Origin of the sequence: Pseudomonas sp. PAGU 2196, from assembly GCF_022179005.1 — a bacterium.
Taxonomy (GTDB): Bacteria; Pseudomonadota; Gammaproteobacteria; order Pseudomonadales; family Pseudomonadaceae; genus Aquipseudomonas; species Aquipseudomonas kermanshahensis.
In genome coordinates, this window is the sequence record NZ_BNTL01000027.1 from 1 (window position 1) to 22,567 (window position 22,567).

At 64.6% G+C, this 22,567-nt stretch carries 18 protein-coding genes; 5 read left to right on the forward strand and 13 right to left on the reverse strand.

Annotated elements, in window-relative coordinates; all coding sequences use genetic code 11:
* Positions 1-95: 95 nt before the first annotated feature.
* Genes MFF34_RS21290 through MFF34_RS21300 form a run of 3 tightly spaced genes read left to right on the forward strand, consistent with a single transcriptional unit; the run spans position 96 to position 5,565 of the window.
* On the forward strand, positions 96-1,334 hold the full coding sequence (locus MFF34_RS21290; RefSeq protein WP_238216318.1) for an exonuclease SbcCD subunit D C-terminal domain-containing protein: 1,239 nt from the start codon (positions 96-98) through the stop codon (positions 1,332-1,334).
* Complete coding sequence (locus tag MFF34_RS21295) at positions 1,331-4,975, forward strand: AAA family ATPase (protein WP_238216320.1); 3,645 nt, start codon at positions 1,331-1,333, stop codon at positions 4,973-4,975. Before MFF34_RS21290 ends, MFF34_RS21295 begins: the two co-directional genes overlap by 4 nt.
* Complete coding sequence (locus MFF34_RS21300; RefSeq protein ID WP_238216322.1) at positions 4,972-5,565, forward strand: glutathione S-transferase; 594 nt, start codon at positions 4,972-4,974, stop codon at positions 5,563-5,565. Before MFF34_RS21295 ends, MFF34_RS21300 begins: the two co-directional genes overlap by 4 nt.
* 128 nt (positions 5,566-5,693) lie before the next feature.
* Here the strand turns inward: MFF34_RS21300 and MFF34_RS21305 are convergent, their stop codons facing one another.
* The 11 genes from MFF34_RS21305 to MFF34_RS21355 form a co-directional block, all read right to left on the reverse strand.
* On the reverse strand, positions 5,694-5,873 hold the full coding sequence (locus MFF34_RS21305) for a hypothetical protein (protein WP_238216324.1): 180 nt from the start codon (positions 5,871-5,873) through the stop codon (positions 5,694-5,696).
* A 136-nt stretch (positions 5,874-6,009) separates the two neighbouring features.
* On the reverse strand, positions 6,010-7,140 hold the full coding sequence (locus MFF34_RS21310; protein ID WP_238216326.1) for a lactonase family protein: 1,131 nt from the start codon (positions 7,138-7,140) through the stop codon (positions 6,010-6,012).
* Positions 7,106-7,396 (reverse strand): DUF5629 family protein, encoded by a 291-nt coding sequence (locus MFF34_RS21315; RefSeq protein WP_027596702.1) that lies wholly within the window; start codon positions 7,394-7,396, stop codon positions 7,106-7,108. The genes MFF34_RS21310 and MFF34_RS21315 overlap by 35 nt, the downstream gene beginning before the upstream one ends.
* A 139-nt stretch (positions 7,397-7,535) precedes the next feature.
* On the reverse strand, positions 7,536-9,911 hold the full coding sequence (locus MFF34_RS21320) for an RND family transporter (RefSeq protein WP_238216367.1): 2,376 nt from the start codon (positions 9,909-9,911) through the stop codon (positions 7,536-7,538).
* A 20-nt stretch (positions 9,912-9,931) separates the two neighbouring features.
* Positions 9,932-10,972, reverse strand: a complete 1,041-nt coding sequence (locus MFF34_RS21325) for a YCF48-related protein (RefSeq protein ID WP_238216328.1) — start codon at positions 10,970-10,972, stop codon at positions 9,932-9,934.
* A 227-nt stretch (positions 10,973-11,199) separates the two neighbouring features.
* Entirely contained in the window at positions 11,200-13,857 is a 2,658-nt protein-coding gene (gene pepN, locus MFF34_RS21330; RefSeq protein WP_238216330.1) for an aminopeptidase N, read from the reverse strand.
* 13 nt (positions 13,858-13,870) lie between these two features.
* Entirely contained in the window at positions 13,871-14,701 is an 831-nt protein-coding gene (locus MFF34_RS21335; RefSeq protein ID WP_085273671.1) for a DUF2797 domain-containing protein, read from the reverse strand.
* Positions 14,698-14,958, reverse strand: a complete 261-nt coding sequence (locus MFF34_RS21340) for a YeaC family protein (protein WP_051099822.1) — start codon at positions 14,956-14,958, stop codon at positions 14,698-14,700. The genes MFF34_RS21335 and MFF34_RS21340 overlap by 4 nt, the downstream gene beginning before the upstream one ends.
* Positions 14,959-14,971: 13 nt before the next feature.
* A complete protein-coding gene (locus MFF34_RS21345) occupies positions 14,972-15,859 on the reverse strand; it encodes a rhomboid family intramembrane serine protease (RefSeq protein WP_238216332.1) in 888 nt (295 codons plus the stop codon).
* A complete protein-coding gene (locus MFF34_RS21350) occupies positions 15,856-16,827 on the reverse strand; it encodes a metallophosphoesterase (protein ID WP_238216335.1) in 972 nt (323 codons plus the stop codon). The genes MFF34_RS21345 and MFF34_RS21350 overlap by 4 nt, the downstream gene beginning before the upstream one ends.
* The gene (locus tag MFF34_RS21355; RefSeq protein WP_027596710.1) at positions 16,827-17,717 is read right to left on the reverse strand and encodes an NAD(+) kinase; all 891 of its coding nucleotides are present in this window, start codon (positions 17,715-17,717) and stop codon (positions 16,827-16,829) included. Before MFF34_RS21355 ends, MFF34_RS21350 begins: the two co-directional genes overlap by 1 nt.
* A gap of 88 nt (positions 17,718-17,805) precedes the next feature.
* Here MFF34_RS21355 and MFF34_RS21360 point away from each other — a divergent pair, with 88 nt between their 5' ends.
* Positions 17,806-18,741: a DUF1853 family protein gene (locus MFF34_RS21360; RefSeq protein ID WP_238216337.1), complete on the forward strand. Its 936-nt coding sequence runs from the start codon at positions 17,806-17,808 to the stop codon at positions 18,739-18,741.
* Positions 18,742-18,878: 137 nt separating this feature from the next.
* Positions 18,879-19,424 (forward strand): cytochrome b561, encoded by a 546-nt coding sequence (gene cybB / locus MFF34_RS21365; protein WP_099430082.1) that lies wholly within the window; start codon positions 18,879-18,881, stop codon positions 19,422-19,424.
* Here the strand turns inward: cybB and MFF34_RS21370 are convergent.
* Entirely contained in the window at positions 19,415-20,308 is an 894-nt protein-coding gene (locus MFF34_RS21370; protein WP_238216369.1) for a 1-aminocyclopropane-1-carboxylate deaminase/D-cysteine desulfhydrase, read from the reverse strand. The two genes, cybB and MFF34_RS21370, sit on opposite strands and share 10 nt — an antisense overlap.
* A 78-nt stretch (positions 20,309-20,386) precedes the next feature.
* Positions 20,387-22,423, reverse strand: a complete 2,037-nt coding sequence (locus MFF34_RS21375) for an NADPH-dependent 2,4-dienoyl-CoA reductase (protein ID WP_238216339.1) — start codon at positions 22,421-22,423, stop codon at positions 20,387-20,389.
* Positions 22,424-22,567: the final 144 nt, after the last annotated feature.

Consider the following 22,567-nt stretch of genomic DNA (forward strand, 5'->3'; position numbering starts at 1 on the left):
CTCCCCCCACCATTGAGTTACCATACCCCCCTGCGCAACGCCCATCATCCAAGCCAAGCCCCCCGCTTGCTCGACTCGACACCAACAGGTCATCCATGCGTCTGTTTCATACCTCCGACTGGCACCTGGGCCAAAGCCTGCACGGCCAGGAACGCGACTTCGAACACGCCTGCTTCCTCGACTGGCTGCTCGGCCAGCTGCACCTGCGCCAGCCGGATGCGCTGCTGATCGCTGGCGATATCTTCGACACGGTCAACCCACCGGTCAAAGCCCAGGAGCGCCTCTACGACTTCATCGTCCGAGCCCATGAGCAACAGCCCAAGCTGGACATCGTGATGATCGCCGGCAACCACGACTCCGGCTCACGCATCGAACTGCCCGCTGCGCTCATGCGCCGCCTGCGCACCCACGCCTTGGGCCGTGTGCACTGGCTCGATGAAGGCCAGCTGGATGCCGAACGCCTGCTGATCCCGCTGACCAACGCCCGCGGCAAGGTCAGCGCCTGGTGCCTGGCCCTGCCCTTCCTGCGCCCGGCAGAAGTGACCGGCCCGCAGCTGGGTGACGATTACCTGCAAGGCATCACCCAGGTGCACCAGCAACTGATTGCCGCTGCCCAGCAAAAGCGCAAGAAGGACCAGGCGCTGGTCGCCATCAGCCATGCCCACATGGCCGGGGGTGCGGTGTCCGAGGACTCTGAGCGCAGCCTGATCATCGGCAACGCAGAGGCCCTGCCGGCCAAGCTGTTCGACAAGGCCATCAGCTATGTCGCCCTGGGCCACCTGCACAAGCCGCAGAAGGTCAACCGCGAAGCGCGCATCCGCTACAGCGGCTCGCCGATCCCGCTGTCGTTTGCCGAAATCAACTACCCGCACCAGGTGCTGGAGGTGGAGCTGGACGGCGCCGAGCTGGTCAGCGTCGAGCCGCGCCTGGTGCCCCGCGCCGTGGCCCTGCAACGCATTGGCCCGGCGCCGCTCGGCGAGTTGCTGGTACAGCTGGCTGAGCTGCCGGTGATCGACTTGCTCGAAGACCCCAATCGTCAGCCCTGGCTCGAAGTGCGCGTGGTGCTGGACGAACCGCAACCCGACCTGCGTCAGCAAGTCGAGGGGGCGCTGCAAGGCAAGGCCGTGCGGCTGATCCGCATCAGCGCCGAATACGCCGGGCGCACGAGTGCCGAGGACGACGACCTGGCGTTCGTCGAACTGTCCCAGATGACACCGCAGGACCTGTTCAGCCGCGCCTGGGAACAGGCCTACGGCAACCCCGCCGATGAGCAGGCCCTGGCCGATTTCGCCCTGCTCTTGCAGGACGTCCAGCTGGAAGAGGAACAGCCATGAAAATTCTCGCCATCCGCCTGAAGAACCTGGCATCCCTGGCCGGCCCAATCGACATCGACTTCACCGCCGAGCCCCTGGCCAGCGCCGGCCTGTTCGCCATCACCGGGCCAACCGGCGCCGGCAAGAGCACGCTGCTCGATGCCCTGTGCCTGGCCCTGTTCGGCACCGTGCCGCGGCTCAACGACATCGGGCGCGAAGCCAAGGTACCGGACGCCGACGGCGAGATCCCGACTTCGGACCCGCGCAACCTGGTGCGCCGCGGCACGGGCAGCGGTTTTGCCGAAGTCGACTTCGTCGGCATCGATGGCCGTCGCTACCGCGCCCGCTGGGAGGCCAACCGCGCCCGCGACAAGGCCAATGGCAAGCTGCAACACAGCCGCCAGAGCTTCTATGACCTGGACAGCGAGCAGGTGCTGGCCAGCGGCAAGAACGAATACAAGCAACTGGTCGAAGCACGCCTGGGCCTGAACTTCGAGCAGTTCACCCGCGCAGTGATGCTGGCCCAGAGCGAGTTCGGTGCGTTCCTCAAGGCCGATGACAAGGAACGCAGCGAGCTGCTGGAAAAGCTCACCAACACGGCGATCTACACCCGCCTTGGCCAACGCGCCTTCAGCAAGGCCCGCGAGGCCGGTGAAACGCACAACGCCCTGAAAGACCGTGCCAGCCACCTGCTGCCGCTGCTGGCCGAAGCCCGCGCCGAGCTCGACCAACGCCTGGAGCAGGCGCAGCAGCAGTTCAAGGCCGACCAGGCGCGCGAGCGCCAGTTGGAGCAGCAGCGTGGCTGGCTCAATGAGCAGCGCCTGCTGCAGGTACAGCAGGCCGAAGCCCATGCAACCCTGCAGGCCGCCGAACAGGCCTGGCAACAGCTGGCCGAACAGCGCCTGGACCTGCAACGCCTGGAGCGCCTGGCGCCACAGCGCCACCAGTTCCACCGGCAGCAGGCCTTGGCCGCGCAACGCGCGCCACTGGCCAGCGAGCTCGACGCACAACAGCGCCAGCAAAGCGACCTGCACAACCGCACCGGCGAACTGGAGCAGGCCCTCGAATCAGCCCGCCAGGCGCTGAGCCAGGCCCAGGCCAGCCAAGGCGAAAACGCCCCGCGCTTGCGCCAGGCGTTCGCCGAGCAAGACACCCTCACCCGCCTGGAACAGGAGCTGGGCAAGGCGCGCGAAACCGGCCAGCAGGCCGACCTGGCCGCAGCCGAGTTGCAGCAACAATTGCAGCAGCTGAGCGAGCACCAGCAGCGCGGCCAACAGCAACTGGCCCACATTGAAGCAGCCCTGGCTGACAGTGCGCCCCTCGCCGCCCTGACCAACGCCTGGCAGGCCTATCGCCCGCAGCTGCAACAGTTGCTGCAAATCGGCAACCGCCTGAACCAGGGCCGCGAAGAGCTGCCCGGCCTGCAGGCCCAGGCCAGCCAGGCCAATGCGCAACTGCAGGAACAGCGCGACGCCCTCGACGTGTTGTTCCGCGAAGCCGCAGCAGAGCCCCAGGCCCTGGCCGAGCAGCTCGACCTGCTGGGTGGCATGCTGCAAGAAAACCGCAAGCAACAACGCGCCGTGGAAGAACTGTCGCGCCTGCACGCCCGCGAGCAGGAGCTGCAACAGGGTATTCAGTCGCTGCGCGAACGCCAGCAACAGGCCCTGCAGCAACGCCAGCAACTGATTGGCGAAGGCACTGCCGCCAAGGCCGAGCTGGAAGCCGCCGAGCAGGCGCTGGCACTGACCCGGCAACTGCTGGAACGCCAGCGCCTGGCACGCAACACCAGCGTCGAAGAACTGCGTGCGCAGTTGCACGATGGCGAACCGTGCCCAGTTTGCGGCAGCGCCGAACACCCCTTCCACCAGCCTGAAGCGCTACTGCAGAGCCTTGGCCGGCATGACCAGGCCGAAGAAGCCACGGCCCTGGCCCAGGTTGAGCAATTCAATACCCGCCTGATCGAACTGCGCACCCAGGTGGGTGTGGTCAACGGCCAGATCAAGGAATACCAGCACCAACAGGCGCAACTGAACGAGCAATTGCAGCCATTGGCCGGCCAACTCGCCGCCCATGCCGTGTGGCCCGCCCTCAGCGCCCATGAAGGCAAGGCCCGCAGTGGCTGGCTGGACAGCCAGCTGCAGCGCCTCGACCAAGAGATCGTCCGCGACGAAAAACGCCAGGCCACCCTGCTGACCCTGCAACGCGATGCCGCCCGCCTGAACCAGCAGTTGCAGGCTGCCAGCGAAGCCCAACAACAGGCCCAGCGCCGCCTGGACCAACAGCATCAAGCCCTGGCCGCCGACCAGGAACGCCTCGAACAGGCCCTGGCTGATTTCGCCACCCTGCTGCCAGCGCCTGTGTTGCAGGCACTGCACGACGAGCCAGCGCACGCCTTCCTCAGCCTTGACCAGCAGATCGCCCAGCGCCAGCAACAGCTGGACCAGCAAAAGGACGAACTGCAGGAACAACAGCAACGCCAGCAACAGCTGGAGCGCCTGCTCGATCAGCAACACACCCGCGTGCAGCGCCAGCAAGACCTGCAGCAGCAGATCAACGGGCTGGCCCAGCAGATGGAAAAAGCCCGCGCCGCATTGGCCGAGTTGCTGGGTGACCACCCGCGCGCCGAAGACTGGCAGCGCCATCTGGAACAGCAGGTGGAGCAGGCCCGCACCAGCGAGGCCGAAACGGCCGAGCGCCTGCAACACGCCCGCACCCAAGCCCTGCAACTGGCCGGCGAACTCAAGGCCAACATCGCCCGCCAACAGGCGCTCGAACAGGAGCACCAGCAGTTGCAGGGGGAAATCGCCCACTGGCGCGCCGAACACCCCGAGCTGGACGACAGTGGCCTGGACCGCTTGCTGGCCATGGACGACGCGCAAATGGCTGAACTGCGCCAGCACCTGCAGGCGGCGGAAAAGGCTATCGAACAAGGCCGCGTGCTGTTGCAGGAGCGTGAACAGCGGCTGCAGCAACATGCCGCGCAAGCCAGTGTCGAGGCTACGGCCGAAGACCTGGAGCAGTCGCTGCTCGAGCTACGCGAAGTGCTGGCCAACCATGAACAGCAGTGCGCCGAGCTGCGCGCCGCCCAAGCCGAAGACCAGCGCCGTCAACAGGCGTACCAGGCCCTGGCCACGGAAATCGAGCACGCCCATCAGCAGTGGCAGCGCTGGGCGCGGCTCAATGCGCTGATCGGCTCGGCCTCTGGCGATGTGTTCCGCAAGATCGCCCAGGGTTACAACCTCGACCTGCTGCTGCACCATGCCAACAGCCAATTGCGCCAGCTGGCGCGTCGTTACCGCTTGAAACGTGGCGGCAGCGCCCTCGGCCTGCTGGTGCTGGACACCGAAATGGGCGACGAGTTGCGCTCGGTGCATTCGCTGTCGGGCGGTGAAACCTTCCTGGTCTCGCTGGCCCTGGCCCTTGGCCTGGCGTCGATGGCGTCGAGCACCTTGCGCATCGAATCGTTGTTCATCGACGAAGGCTTCGGCAGCCTCGACCCAGAGTCGCTGCAACTGGCCATGGATGCCCTCGACGGCCTGCAGGCACAAGGCCGCAAGGTGGCGGTGATCTCCCACGTGCAGGAGATGCATGAGCGGATCCCGGTGCAGATCCAGGTACGCCGCCAGGGCAACGGCCTGAGTGACGTCGAGGTGTGCGGGTGATCCTCTACTCGTTTCGCCGCTGCCCTTGGGCCATGCGCGCGCGCCTGGCCTTGCGCTACGCCGGGTGCGAGGTGCAGATCGAAGAAGTGGCGATGAAGCACAAGCCCGCCGCGCTGCTGGCCTTGTCGCCCAAGGGCACGGTGCCGGTGCTGGACACCGGGGCGGGTGTGCTGGAGGAAAGCCTGGACATCATGCGCTGGGCACTGCAACGCAACGACCCGCAGGACTGGCAGCTACTGGCCGACCCTGCGGCGGCGCAACAGGCTGAGGCGCTGATCGCCCGAAACGACAGCACGTTCAAGGCGCAGGTGAACCTGTACAAGTACGCCGAGCGCTACCCCGAACATAGCCGCGAGCACTACCGCCAGCAGGCCGAAGCCTGGCTGGCGGAGCTCGAGGCTTTGCTCGAAGGGCGTGCTTACCTGCTGGCCGATCACCCGAGCCTTGCCGATGCCGCCTTGTTGCCCCTGATGCGCCAGTTTGCCGGGGTCGAACCGCAGTGGTTCGCCGAGGCGGCTTATCCGCGGGTGCGGAGCTGGCTGGAGGGCTGGCTGGGGTCGGATCTGTTCAAGGCAGTGATGGCGCGATAGCTATCAGACATGGCGCGAAACCTGTGGGAGCGGGCTTGCCCGCGAACCAGGGCGAAGCCCTGGCCATACACCGCGGTGTCTGCTTCGCGGGCAAGCCCGCTCCCACAGGTTCAGTGCTCACAGGCGAATCAGTGGCTGTGCTTGCCACTCAACGCCGCATAAAAATTTGCGCTCTGACGCAGGTACTGCTCGGTATAGCTGTGGGCAGAGGACGCCTTGCTGCGGGTGTCGGCATGGGCATGCGTCGGCAACACGACCGAAGCGGAAATGGCGGATGCGGCGATGACCGGGAAGAGATTGAAGTTCATGTGGGCTGACCTCGACGGCGGTGGTTTGACGTTGGCCCGTTTGGGCCTTGGGTCAAACTTACGCCGCCAAGGTCACGCGTAGAAATTCATTGCGACAGTAACCATTATCACGCTGATCGATAGTCGCTCGAAACGGTCACTCGATGAACTTCAGGTCCGACGGCGCAGCCTGCGGCAGCGTCTGTACCGTCTCACCGAGCTTGCCGCTACGCGGGTCACGGCGCATGACCACGATCTGGTCACTCTTCTGGTTGGCCACCAACAGGAAGTTGTCGCTAGGGTCGAGGGCAAATTCACGAGGGTGATCGCCCTCCACCGAACGGCGTTGCAAGAACGCCAACTGGCCATCGTCCTTGCCCACGCTGAAGGCCACGATCTCATTGGCCGTGCCGCGATTGCTCACGTACAAGAAGCGCCCATCCGCCGACAGGTGCAGGCCGCCAGCGGCCTTGGCCGCAGCGTCCTGGTGGTCCGTCAGGGGTAGACGCTGGCGCTCGACCAGGTTGCCGTTCTGCACATCGAACACCACCACCTCAGCGCTCATTTCCAAGGTCAGGTAGGCGTGTCGCCCCTTGGCGTCGAACAGCAGGTGGCGCGGGCCGCTGCCCGGCGGCAGGGCCACCGACGCCGGTATCGCCGGCGTGAGCGGGTGGTCTGTGCTGGCACCGTCGTAACGGTAGATGAACACCTTGTCGGCGCCCAGGTCGCAGGCATACAGGTGCTGGCCGTCCGGCGACAGCACCAGCGAATGCACATGGGCGCCGGCCTGGCGTTCCGGGTTTACGCCGCTTGGTTTATGGCGGGCTTGCTGCACCACGTCCTTGAGCTTGCCGTCCTTTGCCACCGGGATCACCACCAGGCTGCCGCCGGGGTCTGGCTTGACGGCGTAGTTGGCAACGAACAGGAAGCGCTGGTCGCGACTGAGGCTGGCGTGGGTCGGCTCGTCGCCTCGGGTGGCCACCTGGTTGAGCGGTTTGATCTCGCCTTTGCGGCTCACGCTGAAACTGCTGACGTGGCCTTGCGCGGTTTCGTTGACTGCAAACAGTTGCCGTTGGTCGGCCGAGAGCACTAGCCAGGAAGGGTTCTCGCTCTGGACCACCTGTTGCGGGGTCGGCGCGATCTGGCCTGTCTTGCTGTCGAACAGGTAGCGGTAGATGCCTTGGCTCTGGCCATCGGTGTAGCTGCCCACCAGCAGCGTGGCGGCGTGGGCGTTGATTGTCAGGCTCATCAGGCTAGCGGTCAGCAGGCTCGTCCAGATCCGGTTCATCGTGGTCTTCATCCGGGGCGCGAAAGGCACTCATACAGACTAGACGATGCTCGCCCTGGGCACCGTTGAGCGTCCACTCGTCACCCGTGGCAGTGGCGGCAGCGATCTGCTCGGGGGTGAAGTTCCAGCGACGCAGCTGGCGGCCGTCCATGCATTCGACGGTGAGGCCGGTTTCGTTGGACGTGAAATCGAAGGCGTGCAGGCCATCGATCAGCAGCATGTCGCAGGTTTGGAGGGCGGTGGCGAGGGGGGACATGAGGGTACCAATTGGGAAAAGAGCGACAGTATAGCGACATGGCACCTGTGGGAGCGGGTTTACCCGCGAATGCGTCGGCGAATGCACCACCGTATTCGCGGGTGAACCCGCTCCCACAGGCCCTCTACAGCCCCCTCACTTAATGGGCAAAAATGGACCCGCCCTCCTTGCCCACCATCTTCTCAGGCTTGATCAGGAACCGCGCCAGCGCTGGCAACAGCCACAGCGCACCGAACATGTTCCACAGCAGCATGAAGGTCAGCATCAAGCCCATGTCGGCCTGGAACTTGATCGCCGAGAAGATCCAGGTGCACACACCAATGGCCAGGCACAACCCGGTGAACAACACCGCCTTGCCGGTCGAGCGCAGGGTTTCGTAATAGGCTTCCTGCAACGGCAGGCCTGCACGCAGGAAGCTTTCCAGGCGGCTGTAGATGTAAATGCCATAGTCCACGCCGATGCCCACACCCAAGGCCACCACCGGCAACGTCGCGACCTTCACACCAATGCCCATGTAGGCCATGAGCGCATTGCCCAGCACCGAAGTCAGCACCAGTGGCAGGACGATACACAGGGTTGCGGCGAACGAGCGGAAGGTGATCAGGCACATCACCGCGACGCAGATGTACACCAGCACCAGAATGGTCAGTTCGGCCGACTTGATCACCTCGTTGGTGGCCGCCTCGATCCCGGCGTTACCGGCCGCCAGCAGGAACTGCAGGCCCTCTTTGTTGTGGCTGTCGGCAAAGGCCTTGGCGGCTGCGGTGACGCGCTCCAGGGTCTCGGCCTTGTGGTCGTTGAGGAACACCAGCACCGGCGCCAGCGAGCAGTCGGCGTTGTACAGGCCGTCGGCGCGGGCGATGGAGTTGTTGAGGATGTCCGGGTTGCGTGACAGGGTCTCCCATTTCAGGCTGCCCTCGTTCATGCCCTTGATCACCTGCTTGGACACGGTCACCAGCGAGATCGCCGACTGCACACCCGGGGTGTTATCCATGGTCCACATCAGCTCGTCTATCGGCGCCATGGTCGAGTGGATCGAGCAGCTTTCCGACGGCGTCTTGACCATGATCACCAGCACGTCCGAGCTGGTCGAATAGTTGCTGATGATGAAGTTGTTGTCCTGGTTGTAGCGCGAGTCCGGGCGCAGCTCCGGCGCGCCCTGGTCGAGGTCACCGATTTTCAGGTTCTGGCTGTACCAGAGGCCACCGGCGAACATCACCAAGGCCACGGCAACAGACACCGGCGCCACCTTGGCGCTGGCGAAGTTGGACAGCAGGCGCCAGAACGGGTGCTCGCGGGTCGCGTCCTTCTTGCTGCGCTCGACCGCCTTCTTGCTGATGCCGACATAGGAAATCGCCACCGGCAGCAAGATCAGGTTGGTAAAGACGATCACCGCGACGCCGATCGAGGCGCCGATGGCCAACTCGCGAATGACCCCGATGTCGATGATCAGCAGGGTGATGAAGCCCACTGCGTCAGCAAGGATGGCGATCATCCCCGGCAGGAACAGCTGGCGGAACGTGCGCCGGGCAGCGGTCAGTGCGTTGTCGGCGCCGCTCGACTGCAAGGCGATGCCGTTGATCTTCTGCACCCCGTGGGAAATGCCGATGGCGAAGATCAGGAAGGGTACCAGCATCGAATACGGGTCGAGGCCGAAGCCCACCGCATGCATCAAGCCCAGCTGCCAGACCACCGCGACCAGGGTGGTGATGAGCACAGCGATGGTGCTGCGGATGCACCAGGTAAACCAGTACAGCAGCACCCAGGTGATGCCCAGGGCCACGCCAAAGAACATCGCCACCATCACCAGGCCGTCGATCAGGTCGCCGACCTTCTTGGCGAAGCCAACGATATGGATCTTCACGTTGGGGTTCTGCGCCTGGAACTTGTCGCGAATCTTCTCTTCGAGCAGGTGCGAGAACTGCTGGTAGTCGAGCTTGACCTGCTTGCCTTGGTCCTGCGGGTCGGGGTAGCTCTCCAGCAGCGGCACATCAACGATGCTGGACTTGAAGTTGTTACCCACCAGGCGCCCGACCTGGCCGGACTTGAGCACGTTGTCGCGCAAGGCATCGAGGCTTTCGGCCGAGCCGTTGTAGGTATTGGGGATCACCTCGCCACCGGAGAAGCCCTCTTCGGTCACCTCGGTCCAGCGCACGCTGGGGCTCCACAGCGACTTCAGCCCGGCGCGGTCGACGCCAGGGATGTAGAACACCTCGTCATGGATCTGGCGCAGGGTCTCCATGTAGTCCTTGTCGAAGATGTCACCGTTGACCGCCTCCACCGAAATACGCACGGTGTTGCCGAGGTTGGCCAGGTCGTTGCGGTGCTCCATCATCTGTTCGATGAACGGGTGCTCGAGCGGGATCATCTTCTCGAAACTGGTCGAGGGGCGGATCTGCGTGGCCTGCCAGAACAGGAAAATGCTGACCAGCACGCACAGGGCGATGACCACGGGGCGGTTGTTGAAGATCAGGCGTTCGAGCAGCGTGGCCTTGTCCTGGTGATGCGGGTGCATGGTGATGCTCTCCCTGCTGGTCATGGACGCGCCTCCTTGGCAGCCTGGTCGGCGCCTTCGGCGGTGGCCAGGTGCACGCCCCCCTGCCCCACCAGCAGCAAGCCGCCGGTTGTCAGGCCGGTGACGCCGGCCAGGGCGATGCGGTCGGCACGGTTGTAGACGCTGAAGGTTTGCCCGTCGTCATGGCTGCGCAACACGCTGCCGCCGTTACCGACCAGCACCACGCCGCCATCCTCGACAAGCGTAGCGCTTGCCAGGCCGAATTCGAGCGTGCCGCGCGCGGCCTTGAGTTCGATCGGCTGCCAGCTGTCGCCGAAGTCGGTAGAACGGAACAAGTTGCCGCGCAGGCCATAGGCCAAAAGCGTCTTAGGCTGGGCGGTTCCCATCACACCGAACAGCGAGCCCTCGTAAGGGCCGTCGACCTTGGACCAAGTCTGGCCGTTGTCGCCTGAACGGAACATGCTGCCCTGCTCGCCGACGATGAACAGGCCGGCGTCCTTGATTACGGCGATGCCGTTAAGGTGCAGTTGGTCGGCGTTGTCCAGGCGTTCGGCAACGTCCTGCCAGTGCTGGCCGCCGTCGGTGGTTTCCAGCAGTGCGCCATAGGCACCCACGGCAAAACCGTGCTGGGCGTCGAGGAAGGTGACGTCGAGCAGCGGGGCTTCGCGGGACAGGTCTTCGAATTGCTTGCTCCAGGTCGCGCCGCCATCGGTACTGGCGAGGATCTGCGCATCGTGGCCGACAGCCCAGCCGCGCTTGTCGTCGAGGAAGAACACGGCAGTGAGCAGCTGCCGGGTGGGTACCCGGGCCTGGGTCCAGGTCTTGCCCTGGTCGTCGGAGAACAGGATATGACCGCGATCACCGACCACGACCAGGCGCTTGCCGGCCTGGGCGGCGTCGATCAGCAGGCTCTGACTGGCCTTGGCCGATTCGGTCGAGTATTCGTCGGCAGGCGCCGCTTGCGCGGTGTCCGCCCACATCCCAAGTGCCAGCGCCAGCACCGCGCCAGCCGCCAACGGCCAGGCACCACGCCTGGCCTGCGTCATCACACGCTCCCTCATGACCGTCCCCTGTTGTGTTCTTCTTGGTGGGTCTGTGCGTTGAAAAGCCTGTGTTAGAGGCTTGTGGGGATCGTATCGGGGAAGGCTGAAGAATTACAACGAACGGGACGTTATGTTTTGTTAACCGCCCAAAAGCTTCGCGGGACAAGCCCGCTCCCACAGGTAGTGCACAGTACCTGTGGGAGCGGGCTTGTCCCGCGAAAGGGCCCGTTCAGGCTATCGAGCACTCACGCCAAGCTCTTGCTCACCACCTCATACACATCACTGGACAGCGCCCCAGAAGCCAGAATCCGCTCCAGCTCACCCTTCATCAGCGCCTGACGCGCGTCGTCGTACTTGCGCCAGCGGGTCAGCGGTGCCAATTGACGCGAAGCAATCTGCGGGTTCAGCGCATTCAGCTCGATCACCAGGTCCGCCAGGAAGCGATAACCCGAACCATCGGCCGCATGGAAGTTGACCAGGTTCTGCCCGGCAAACGCCCCCACCAACGCCCGCACCTTGTTCGGGTTTTTCAGGGTAAACGCCGGGTGCTGCATCAGCGCCTTGACCCGGACCAGCCCGCCTGGCAGCGAACTGGCGGCCTGCACGCTGAACCACTGGTCCATGACCAACGGGTTGTCCTTGAAGTGCTCGGCGAAGGTTTCCAGCGCCTTGGCCCGCTCGGCTTCGAACGGCGAGTTGACCAGCACCGCCAGGGCGGTCAGGCGCTCGGTCATGTTGTCGCACTGGTCGAACTGCTCCAGGGTCGCCTCCAGCACCTGCGGCTTGCCGCTGAGCATCAGGTACGACAGGGCGATGTTCTGCAGGCTGCGGCGGGCGAAGTGCTCGGCCGCGGCGACGTAGGCCGTGCTGCGCGAGACCTCGCGGTGCGCCTGGTAGCGGGCCCACAGGCCATCGAACAGCTGCTCGGCGATCTGCTGGCGGGCGAACTCGCGGGCGGCGTGAATGGCATCGACGTCAGCTACCTGGCTGATTTCGGTGAGGTAGGCTTCGCCTGGCAGCGAGAGCATCTCGGCGACCATGGCGGCGTCCAGCGATTCGTTGCCCAGCACGGTACCGAGGGCGGTGATCAGGCGCGGGTCGAGCTTCAACGCTTCGCCACGTAGATGCTGGCCGATCAGTTCTTGAAGCACCTGCACCGACAGCTGTTGGCCCGCTTCCCAGCGGTTGAAACCATCGCTGTCATGCTGCATCAGGAACATCAGCTGGTCGCGGTCGTACGGGAAGCTCAACTTCACCGGCGCGCTGAAGCCTCGCAGCAGCGAGGGCAGCGGCTTGGCCGTGAGGCCTTCGAAGGTGAAGGTTTGCTCCGCCTCGGTCACCGACAGCACGCGGCTGGTGCCGCCAGCCGCGGCCTCACCCGCCAGGCGCAGCGGCAGGTCGTTGCCTTTGGCATCCAGCAGGCCCAGCTCGACCGGGATCACGAACGGCAGCTTCTCGGCCTTGTCCGGGGTCTGCGGGCAGCTCTGGCGGAAGGTCAGGCTGTAAGTCTGGGCGCCTGCATCATAGGCTTCGCTGACTTCCAGGCGCGGCGTGCCCGCCTGGTTGTACCAGCGTTTGAACTGGGTCAGGTCAACGCCGTTGGCATCTTCCATGGCCTTGATGAAGTCGTCGGTGGTCACCGCCTGGCCATCGTGGCGTTCGAAGTACAGGTCGCTACCCTTACGGAAGCCCTCGGCCCCCAGCAGGGTGCGGACCATGCGTACAACCTCGGCACCCTTTTCGTACACAGTCAGGGTGTAGAAGTTGGAGATTTCGATGAAGCTGTCCGGGCGTACCGGGTGGGCCATGGGGCCGGCATCTTCGGCGAACTGGTGGGTCCGCAGGTAAGCGACGTCTTCGATGCGCTTGACCGTGCGCGAGTTCATGTCGGCGCTGAACTCGGCGTCGCGGAACACCGTGAAGCCTTCCTTGAGCGACAGCTGGAACCAGTCACGGCAGGTGACGCGGTTGCCCGACCAGTTGTGGAAGTACTCGTGGGCCACCACGCCTTCGACACGCTGGTGGGCGGCGTCGGTGGCAGTTTCGGCCCGGGCCAGCACACAGCTGGAGTTGAAGATGTTCAGGCCCTTGTTTTCCATGGCGCCCATGTTGAAGTCGTTGACCGCGACGATCATGAAGATGTCCAGGTCGTACTCGCGGCCATAGACTTCTTCGTCCCAGCGCATGGACTTCTTCAGGCTGACCATGGCGTGGTCGCACTTGTCGATGTTCTCGGGTTCGACGTAGATGCGCAGGGTCACATCGCGGCCCGACTGGCGCACGAAATTGTCCTCGACGCACCAGAGGTCACCGGCCACCAGGGCGAACAGGTAGGCCGGTTTCATGAACGGGTCTTCCCACGTTGCCCAATGGCGGCCGTCTTCTGCCGGCCCGCTGCCGATGGGGTTACCGTTGGACAGCAGCACCGGGTAGCGATGCTGCTCGGCGATCACCGTGGTGGTGAAGGTGCTCATCACGTCCGGGCGGTCGAGGTAGTAGGTGATCTTGCGGAAGCCCTCGGCCTCGCACTGGGTGCAGAACATCTTGCCGGACTTGTACAGGCCTTCCAGCGCGGTGTTGCTCTCGGGGTGGATCTTCACGCTGGTGTCGAGGGTAAAACGCTCTGCCTTGGGCTGCACGGTCAGGCTGTCGGCTTCGAGCTGGTAATCGCTCGCCTGCAGCTCGGCATCGTCCAGCGAAGCGCGCAGCAGCTCAAGCTGCTGGCCGTCGAGCACCAACGGCGGCAGGCCGGCACCGCGTGCCGGGTTGCGGCGCATGACCAGTTGCGCATGGACCAGGGTGTGGTCCTCGAACAGCTCGAAGGTCAGGTGCGTCTCGTCGATCAGGTACTCGGGCGCCTGGTAGTCCTTGAGGTAGATCACTTGCGGTTGTTCGGTACGCATGTGCAGGTCCTTTTTACTGGAGCACGGCCAACTGGTAGGCCGTGTACTTGCGAATGTTGATCACGCCGGTGTCGAAGATCAGGTACTGGCCCTTGATGCCCAGCAGCGTGCCTTCCACTACCGGGTTCTTGTCCAGGTTGAAGCTGACGATCTTCGTCGGGTAGGCCTCGACCGGGTAACGCATCTGCACCACTTCGGCATCCGGCAGCGGCTGAATCGCCTGCAAGCCGAAGCGCCCTTGCAGCTCGCGCAGGCCGTCGGCGCAGGCATCGAAAATCTGTTCACGAATGGCCACCAGGTCCAGCGCTTCGGCGTCACCCTTGAGCAGGGCGCGCCAGTTGGTGCGGTCCGGTACCTGGCTGCGCAGCACGTCTTCGACCAGGCCCGACTGCTGGCGGGTGGCCACGCGCATGATCGGCAGCGCCTGGCTGGCACCCTGGTCGAGCCAGCGCGTGGGCAGCTGGGTGGCGCGGGTAATACCGACCTTGACCCCTGACGAGTTGGCCAGGTAGACCACGTGGTCGGTCATGCAGAACTGCTCGCCCCAGGACGGTTCGCGGCAGGTACCGGCGTCATAGTGGCAGCGTTCCGGGGCCATGATGCACACGTCGCACTGGGCCAGCTTGGTCATGCACGGGTAGCAGTAACCCTGACTGAAGCTGGTCTTGGTGCGCTTGCCGCAATGGCTGCAGTGAATGGCGCCGAGGTACTCGAGGCGCAAGCGCTGGCCGATCAACGGGTTGACCGGCACCTGCTCTTCACCCAGGCGAAAGCTGTATTGCACGACCGGTGCTTCAAGGCGCACCGCCATCTTGCTCAAAGAGCCACGAGCGAGTTCGATCAATGTACCGAGTCCGACTTGAACAGAATGTTAGCGATTGGCGCAGACTTCGAGGCGCACTCTTGCGGCCCCATGTAGCCGGTACGCTGGTCTTCGGGGAGGTTTTTCATTTCCCAGGCGATCACCGCCTGCAGCGACAGCTCTTTCTGCTCGGCAGTGAGCTTGCGGCCATCGGACCATTTGCCGATTTCCACGGCCGTTTTCAGGCTCTCGTAGATCTCGGGAGTAATGTTTTCGATCATTTGCGCGAAAGTGGACATAGCGTCTCCTAATTCAAGCCGACAGTTTACGCCGGGCCATGCCGCCACCCAAGAGCCCTGTCAGGCATCCGATGAGCAGGCCGCCGACGTGGGCGGCGTTGGCGATTTGGCCGAAGCCGAGCTGGCCGACCACGCCGGTCAGGCACACCACCAGCCAGATGAGCATCATCACCAGCACGCCCTTGGGCAGGTTGAAGTGCGGGTTGGGCGCCAGCCACTGGTACAGCCAGATGTGCCCGAGCAGGCCGTACAGCACCCCAGAAAGGCCGCCGAACAGGCTCGCGCCACTGGTGTAGTGCTGGGCCAGGTTGGAAACCAGGCTGAACAACAGGGTCAGGCCCAGCAACAGCCATGGCCCCTGGCGCAGCTCGATGCGCTTGCCCAGTTCCCAGTACCACAGGCTGTTCATGGCCAGGTGCAGCACGCCGAAATGCAGCAGCATCGGCGACACCAGGCGCCACCATTGGCCTTCGGCGAGGCCTTGGGCCAGCGGGGTGAAGTAGAGGTAGTCGCCCTGCACGCGGAAGTCGAGGAAGGTGAACCAGCCAATGGTCGAAAAATTGTCGCCAAGGCCGGTGATGCCGGCAACGATGAAGCACAGCAGCAGGACAGCGGCGGTGACCTTGCAGGCGCTTACCTGGTCTTTCAGGGAGGGCTGTGTGGGGGCACTCGCGGCTGAATCCCCTTCCACAGGGGCCTGCGCAAGCTCAAGGTCGGCGTTACCGTCGGGATAGCGCTGGTAGAGCTGCAGCACATCCTGGGCCAGCGTGTCGGGGGCCCACAGCACTTGGACTTCACCTTCTTCACTGACCCGGTGTGGCACCTGCAAGCGTTGCAGCAGGTGCACGAAGCCGCTGAGGTCGACCGACAGCGGCAGGCGCATCACTTCGATTATGTTCATTGATTGGCCTGTGGGCGGTCGACGTCGACCCAGACGAACTTGTGCGGGTCGATACGGGTTTCATCATCCAGCCGATAGGCGACCAGCTTGCCGTAAAGCACCGCGCTGTAGTCGAGGCAGGCCAAGTTGTCGCGGATCGGCGCCGGGCGGCCGCTGCGCCAGTAGTGGCCGACGAACAACAAAGGCTCGTCCTCGGCATAGCGCAGCAAGGCGTTCTTCTGGGTATGGCTCAGGGGCGTGCTGGCGACGGCTTCAGGCAGCGCATCGGGCTGGAACACGATGTCGCCATAGGTTTGCGGGTCTTCTTCCCAGAACTTGGTGCGGAAGAAGGCGCGGGTCAGGCCATCGCCACCGGTCAGGGTCAAGCCGTCCGGCAGGCGCATGTCGGTGCCCCGCAGCAGGCGATTGCACACGGTGGCGGCAAAGCTGCCGGGCACAACCGAGGCCTGGATGAAATGTTCGTCGATACGCCCGTCCGGGTATTGCTGGCGCAGCGGCTCGATCAGCCGTGGGTCCCAGCAGGCATGCACCAGGCGGAAACGCCCGGCGTCGACGAACAGCGGCAGTTCGTAGAACCAGTTGACGAAGTCATGCCAGTCGCCGGGGTGGTGGGCGAACTGCGTGAGGGTCTCGTCGATCAGCCGGGCGTGACGTGGCGTGTGTTCGCGCACATGGGCCTTGCCGCTGCCAGGCAGCGCCGGGGTGACCCAGCCCAGGGCGTTGTACTCATGGTTGCCCATGATGCAGAACGCCTGGCCGGCCTCGACCATGTCGTGCACGATGTGCAATGCCTCGCGGATGCGCGGCCCACGGTCGACGATGTCGCCCAGGAACAATGCCTGGCGCCGCGGGTGACGCCAGACGCCGGCCACGCGCTTGTAACCGAGGGCGTCGAGCAAGCGTTCAAGGGTCAGCGCACAGCCATGCACGTCACCGATGATGTCAAAACTTCGCGCCGGATCGAGCATCAGTCGTCCCTGCTTCCAAGGCGGCTGCCCCAGCCGAGTTTGGTACGGCACACTTCGTAGTAGTTATGGTCCAGCGGGTGGATCAGGCGCAGCTTCTGCGGTTTCTTGCTCACCGTGATGGTGTCGCCAGGGGCGCAGGTGAAGTGGTTCTGGCCGTCACAGGACACCTGCGGGTAAATCTGCAGGTCCTTGGCCACGACAATCTTCAGTTCGCTGTTGCCGTCCACCACGATCGGCCGGCCCGACAGGGTATGCGGGTACATCGGCACGATGACGATAGCGTCGAGCTTGGGGTGCATGATCGGGCCGCCAGCCGACAACGCGTAGGCGGTCGAGCCGGTTGGGGTGGCAACGATCAGGCCATCGGCCTTCTGGCTGCAGACGAACTGGCCGTCGATGTAGATTTCGAACTCGATCATCCGCGTCGACTTGCCGGGGTGCAAGACCACGTCGTTGAGCGCATCGCCCTGGCCGATGGCCTCGTGGTGACGGCGCACTTCGGCCTGCAGCAGGAAGCGGTTTTCTACCAGGTAGTGGCCGTCGAGCACTTCGGCGACCTTTTCTTCCAGCTCGTCAGGGCGGATGTCGGTGAGAAAGCCCAAGTTGCCGCGGTTGATGCCGAGCACCGGGATGTTGTGCCGGGCCAGCGCGCGGGCGGCGCCGAGCAGGCTGCCGTCACCGCCGACGACGATGACCAGGTCGCAGACCTCGCCCAGCAGCTTGCGCGTGGACGTCTGCAGGCCGTGGCCGGGCAGGACTTCGGCGATAGTGTCCTCGAGGATCACGTGCAGGTGGCGCTCGAGGAGGAATTTTTTCAGTCGGCGAATGGTGTCGAGCACCTGCGAGCTGCCAAGGCGTCCGATGATACCGATATTGCGAAATTGCTCCATGGGGCTCCTGCGAGGCTCTGCGGCGGGTGACTATGCGCCGATTATGGGCGAAACGACCGGGTAGCGGCAAACCGGCTATGCTCGCTGGATGATGCCTTTCGCCGAACTCCACGACTTGCCTCTCCAGTTGCGCCGCCCGGCCGTGCGCGACCTGGCCTGGGCATTGCTGTCGCCCCCGCTGCTGAGCGCCCCGCCCTGCCCCCAGCGCCACCCGTTGGCCGGCAGCGCCTGGGCCGATGATCCGCAACGCCTGAAAGCCTGGCTGCTGGCGCTGGATACCAATGAGCAACCGCTGCGCGACAGGCTGGCGCGGCTGACCAGTCGGCGGCTGGGCCTGTACTACGAATGCCTCTGGCAGTTCGCCCTGGGCCAGGCGCCGGGCCTTGAGTTGCTGGCGGCAAACCTGGCGATTCGCGCAGGCGGGCAGACGTTGGGTGAGCTGGACATTCTGTTGCGGGATGACGAGGGGGTGCAGCATTTCGAGTTGGCCATCAAGTTTTACCTGGGGCCGACCCACAGCGATGGCCGAGACCCGACGCAATGGCTTGGCCCAGGTTGCCATGACCGGCTGGGGATCAAACTGGCGCACCTGACTGGGCATCAGTTGCCGATGTCCAGTGGCGCACAGAGCCGCGCGGCCTTGGCCGGGCTTGGCGTGCAGCAGGTGCAGGCGCATCTGTGGCTGGCCGGTTACCTGTTCTACCCATGGCCTGGGCAGGCAGAACCGCCCGCGGGGGCCAACCCACTGCACCTGCGCGGGCGCTGGTTGCGGCGGCGGGATTGGTCGATGGCCACTGGCGAACGGTGGCAGCCTTTGCCCCGCGATGCCTGGTTGGCACCGGCGCGGGTCGAGGCGGATGAGTGCTGGACGGCACTGCAGTTCGGGGCCTGGCTGCAGGGGCTGGATGAGCATGCGCCGGCGCAGATGCTGGTCAGGCTGGAGCAAGAAGCCGAGGGTGCCTGGCATGAAGTGGAGCGGGTGTTTTTGGTGGCTGATAGCTGGCCACTTTTGCCCACGCGATGATTCTGCCCGCGAAGAGGCCGGTACAAGCAACACAATTTTCACCGACCTGGAGCAAAGATTGGTTCCCTCAAGCGGATACAGTGAGTGCTGAGCGCCACCAAGAGCGCCACTACAAGACCTGATGACGAGGATCCTCCATGGTTTCATCTACCCCCACACAACATTACGCGCGCCTGTCCATCGCCCTGCATTGGCTGATGCTGGTGCTACTGGCCGTCGTATACGCCTGCATCGAGTTTCGCGGCCTGTTCCCCAAGGACAGCGCCGAGCGCAATCTGATGAAGGACCTGCACTTCATGCTGGGCCTGACCGTATTCGTGCTGGTCTGGCTGCGCCTGGCCGTGCGCCTGAGCCGCCCCACCCCGCCCATCCTGCCCAAGCCACCGGCCTGGCAGACCGGCCTTGCCCACCTGATGCACCTGGCGCTGTACCTGCTGATGATCGGCCTGCCCCTGGCCGGCTGGCTGATTTTGAGCGCCGCCGACAAGCCAGTCCCCTTCTACGGGCTGGAACTGCCACACCTCATCGGCGCGGACCCAGACCAGGCCAAATTCATCAAAGGCTGGCATGAACGTATCGGCAGCTGGGGTTACTGGCTGATCGGCCTGCATGCATTGGCCGGGCTATATCACCACTACGTGCAGCGCGACAACACGCTGCTGCGCATGCTGCCCTACAAATAACCGCGTCGGCCTTGCAGACCACCGGTATGCAGCACGATCAGGCGGGTGCCGGGCGCGAACAGGCCGGCCTCGACCTGCTCGCGTAGCGCCAGCAGGGCCTTGCCGGTGTAGAGCGCTTCCAGCGGCACGCCTGTGTGCCGCTCGCATGCGTCGATGAACGCCAGCAGTTCGTCGTCGATCCGAGCGAAACCGCCTCGGCAGGCATCATGCAGTTGATAGCCACTGCCGCCGGCCAGATCCATCACAACGTCCGGCACGCCGTGATCGCGGGGCACCGCCAGCGCGCCGTGCACGTCATGCGCGCCCGCCTCTTCCAGCACCAGGCCGGCCAACGTTGTACCGGTACCCACGGCCAGCCACCAGGCGCAGTAATCGTCCCAACCGATCTCGGCCAGTTGCGCGCGCGCCTGCGCGACGATCAACCCGCAACCCTGCGCGCCGGCCAAGCCGCCGCCGCCTTCGGGGATGCAGTGCCAACCAGGGTAGCGTGCCTGCCAGGGTTGCCAGAAACCCGCCTCATGACGGGCGCGGTAGCCGCCATAGCCGAGCCAGTGCACGTGCATGCCCAACGCCTGCAGATCGCGCACCGTGGGCGTGTCCTGGGGGTGGCCACGCAGCAGGCCGGCCGTGGCGAAGCCAAAGCGTTTGCCGGCAGCGGCCAGGGCATGAAGGTGGTTGGAGTGGCTGCCGCCGAGGCTGATCAGGCCAGGGGCACCTGATTCATGAGCGTGCTGGAGGTGGTGGCGCAGCTTGAACCACTTGTTGCCGCTGATCAGGGGGTCGATCAGGTCCAGGCGCAGAATGGCGACTTCGACCTTGGCACTCTGTAGCCAGGGCAGGTTCAAGGGGTGTAGAGGAGCCTGGGGCAGGTCGAGAAAATCGATAGACATGGATCGGGGCCTGAAGCGAAGGCTTCAGTTTATCAGCGAACATCGGGGGCCGCTTCGCGGCCCCCGGCTATCTCAAAGCTCGGCAGCCAACCGCGAGCCTTGGTTGATCGCCCGCTTGGCATCCAACTCGGCCGCCACATCCGCGCCACCAATCAAGTGCACCGACTGGCCTGCGGCCAGCAAGCCTTCGTGCAACGCTCGCAGCGGCTCCTGCCCGGCACAGATCACCACGTTGTCCACCGCCAGCAATTGCGGCTCACCACCGCCGACCCGAATATGCAAGCCGGCATCATCGATACCCAGGTACTCCACGCCGTTGAGCATCTGCACCTGCTTGTTCTTCAGCCCCGTCCGGTGGATCCAGCCGGTGGTCTTGCCCAACCCGTCGCCGACCTTGGACTGCTTGCGCTGCAGCAGATACACCTGGCGTGCCGGCGCGTGCGGCGCAGCCTTGATGCCGGCCACACCACCGCGGGCCTCGAGCTGGGTGTCGATGCCCCACTCTTTCCAGAACGCCTCGCGGTCTTGGCTGCTGGCCACGCCCTGGTGCACCAGGTATTCGGACACATCGAAACCGATGCCACCCGCGCCAATCACCGCGACAGCCTGGCCGACTGGCTTACGCTGGAGCAGCACGTCCAGGTAGCTGAGCACCTTGGCATGCTCGACCCCCGGGATCGCCGGCGTACGCGGCGCGATGCCGGTGGCCAGGATGACCTCGTCGAAGCCGCCGTCCACCAGCGCCTGTACATCGACGCGGGTGTTCAGGCGCAGGTCTACGCCAGTGCTGCTCAGCTTGTTACGGAAATAGCGCAGGGTCTCGAAGAACTCTTCCTTGCCCGGCACCCGCTTGGCCACGTTGAACTGCCCGCCGATCTCGCCAGCGGCATCGAACAAGGTCACCTGGTGGCCCCGCTCGGCGGCCACGGTGGCGGCAGCCAGGCCGGCCGGGCCAGCACCGACAACGGCAATACGCTTCACGGTGCGCACAGGCAGGTAGTTGAGTTCGGTCTCGTAGCAGGCGCGCGGGTTGACCAGGCAACTGGTCAGCTTGCCGCCGAAGGTGTGGTCCAGGCAGGCTTGGTTGCAACCGATGCAGGTGTTGATCTGGTCAGCGCGCCCAGCAGCGGCCTTGTTGACGAAGTCCGGGTCGGCCAGGAACGGCCGGGCCATCGAAACCATGTCGGCATCGCCTTCGGCGAGCACCGCCTCGGCGACTTCCGGGGTGTTGATGCGGTTGGTGGTGATCAGCGGGATGCGCACGGTGCCACGCAGCTTGGCGGTGACCTTGCTGAACGCCGCCCGCGGCACTTTGGTGGCGATGGTCGGGATACGCGCTTCGTGCCAACCGATACCGGTATTGATCAGGGTCGCCCCCGCCTGCTCGATGGCCTTGGCCAGCAGCTCGATTTCGTCCCAGGTGCTGCCACCTTCGACCAGGTCGAGCATCGATAGGCGGAAGATGATGATGAAGTTCGGGCCCACCGCGCCGCGCACACGGCTGACGATCTCGACGGCCAGGCGCATGCGGTTTTCATAGCTGCCCCCCCACCTGTCGGTACGGTGGTTGGTGTGGGCGGCCAGGAACTGGTTGATGAAGTAGCCTTCCGAACCCATGATCTCGACGCCGTCATAGCCGGCCCGCTGGGCCAGCGCGGCGCAATTGACGAAGTCGGCGATCTGTTTCTCGATGCCTGCTTCGTCCAGTTCTTTGGGCTTGAACGGGTTGATCGGCGCCTGGATGGCGCTGGGCGCGACCTGGCGCGGGCTGTAAGCATAGCGCCCGGCATGGAGGATCTGCAGGCAGATCTTGCCGCCAGCGGCATGCACCGCCTCGGTCACGATGCGGTGCTTGTCGGCCTCTTCCTCGGTGCTGAGCTTGGCAGCGCCGGAATAGACGCCGCCCTCGTCATTCGGAGCGATACCGCCGGTGACCATCAGACCGACGCCGCCACGGGCGCGCTCGGCAAAATAGGCCGCCATGCGCTCGAAGCCGCCGGGGCGTTCTTCAAGGCCCGTGTGCATCGAGCCCATCAGGGTGCGGTTGCGCAAGGTGGTGAAGCCCAGGTCGAGCGGTGCGAGCAGGTGCGGATAACGGTCGGCAGCCATGGAATGTCCCCCTGTGGCGTGATCACGGAATGCGGGTGCCTCGCCGGCCGGCGGGCCCCGTCGTTTATCTGCCACTGACATTAAACAGCTGTTTGAACAGCCTCAATGATCGAAACTGACAACTTATTGATCCTCCCGTACAGC

What these genes read in the sequence shown, in the direction of transcription:
- MFF34_RS21340 (WP_051099822.1), bottom strand. Translation starts at nt 14,958, where the DNA reads ATGTCCACTTTCGCGCAAATGATCGAAAACATTACTCCCGAGATCTAC.
- MFF34_RS21355 (WP_027596710.1), bottom strand. Translation starts at nt 17,717, where the DNA reads ATGGAGCAATTTCGCAATATCGGTATCATCGGACGCCTTGGCAGCTCG.
- MFF34_RS21350 (WP_238216335.1), bottom strand. Translation starts at nt 16,827, where the DNA reads ATGCTCGATCCGGCGCGAAGTTTTGACATCATCGGTGACGTGCATGGC.
- cybB (WP_099430082.1), top strand. Translation starts at nt 18,879, where the DNA reads ATGGTTTCATCTACCCCCACACAACATTACGCGCGCCTGTCCATCGCC.
- MFF34_RS21320 (WP_238216367.1), bottom strand. Translation starts at nt 9,911, where the DNA reads ATGCACCCGCATCACCAGGACAAGGCCACGCTGCTCGAACGCCTGATC.
- MFF34_RS21315 (WP_027596702.1), bottom strand. Translation starts at nt 7,396, where the DNA reads ATGTCCCCCCTCGCCACCGCCCTCCAAACCTGCGACATGCTGCTGATC.
- pepN (WP_238216330.1), bottom strand. Translation starts at nt 13,857, where the DNA reads ATGCGTACCGAACAACCGCAAGTGATCTACCTCAAGGACTACCAGGCG.
- MFF34_RS21360 (WP_238216337.1), top strand. Translation starts at nt 17,806, where the DNA reads ATGATGCCTTTCGCCGAACTCCACGACTTGCCTCTCCAGTTGCGCCGC.
- MFF34_RS21305 (WP_238216324.1), bottom strand. Translation starts at nt 5,873, where the DNA reads ATGAACTTCAATCTCTTCCCGGTCATCGCCGCATCCGCCATTTCCGCT.
- MFF34_RS21375 (WP_238216339.1), bottom strand. Translation starts at nt 22,423, where the DNA reads ATGGCTGCCGACCGTTATCCGCACCTGCTCGCACCGCTCGACCTGGGC.
- MFF34_RS21290 (WP_238216318.1), top strand. Translation starts at nt 96, where the DNA reads ATGCGTCTGTTTCATACCTCCGACTGGCACCTGGGCCAAAGCCTGCAC.
- MFF34_RS21325 (WP_238216328.1), bottom strand. Translation starts at nt 10,972, where the DNA reads ATGAGGGAGCGTGTGATGACGCAGGCCAGGCGTGGTGCCTGGCCGTTG.
- MFF34_RS21345 (WP_238216332.1), bottom strand. Translation starts at nt 15,859, where the DNA reads ATGAACATAATCGAAGTGATGCGCCTGCCGCTGTCGGTCGACCTCAGC.
- MFF34_RS21310 (WP_238216326.1), bottom strand. Translation starts at nt 7,140, where the DNA reads ATGAACCGGATCTGGACGAGCCTGCTGACCGCTAGCCTGATGAGCCTG.
- MFF34_RS21295 (WP_238216320.1), top strand. Translation starts at nt 1,331, where the DNA reads ATGAAAATTCTCGCCATCCGCCTGAAGAACCTGGCATCCCTGGCCGGC.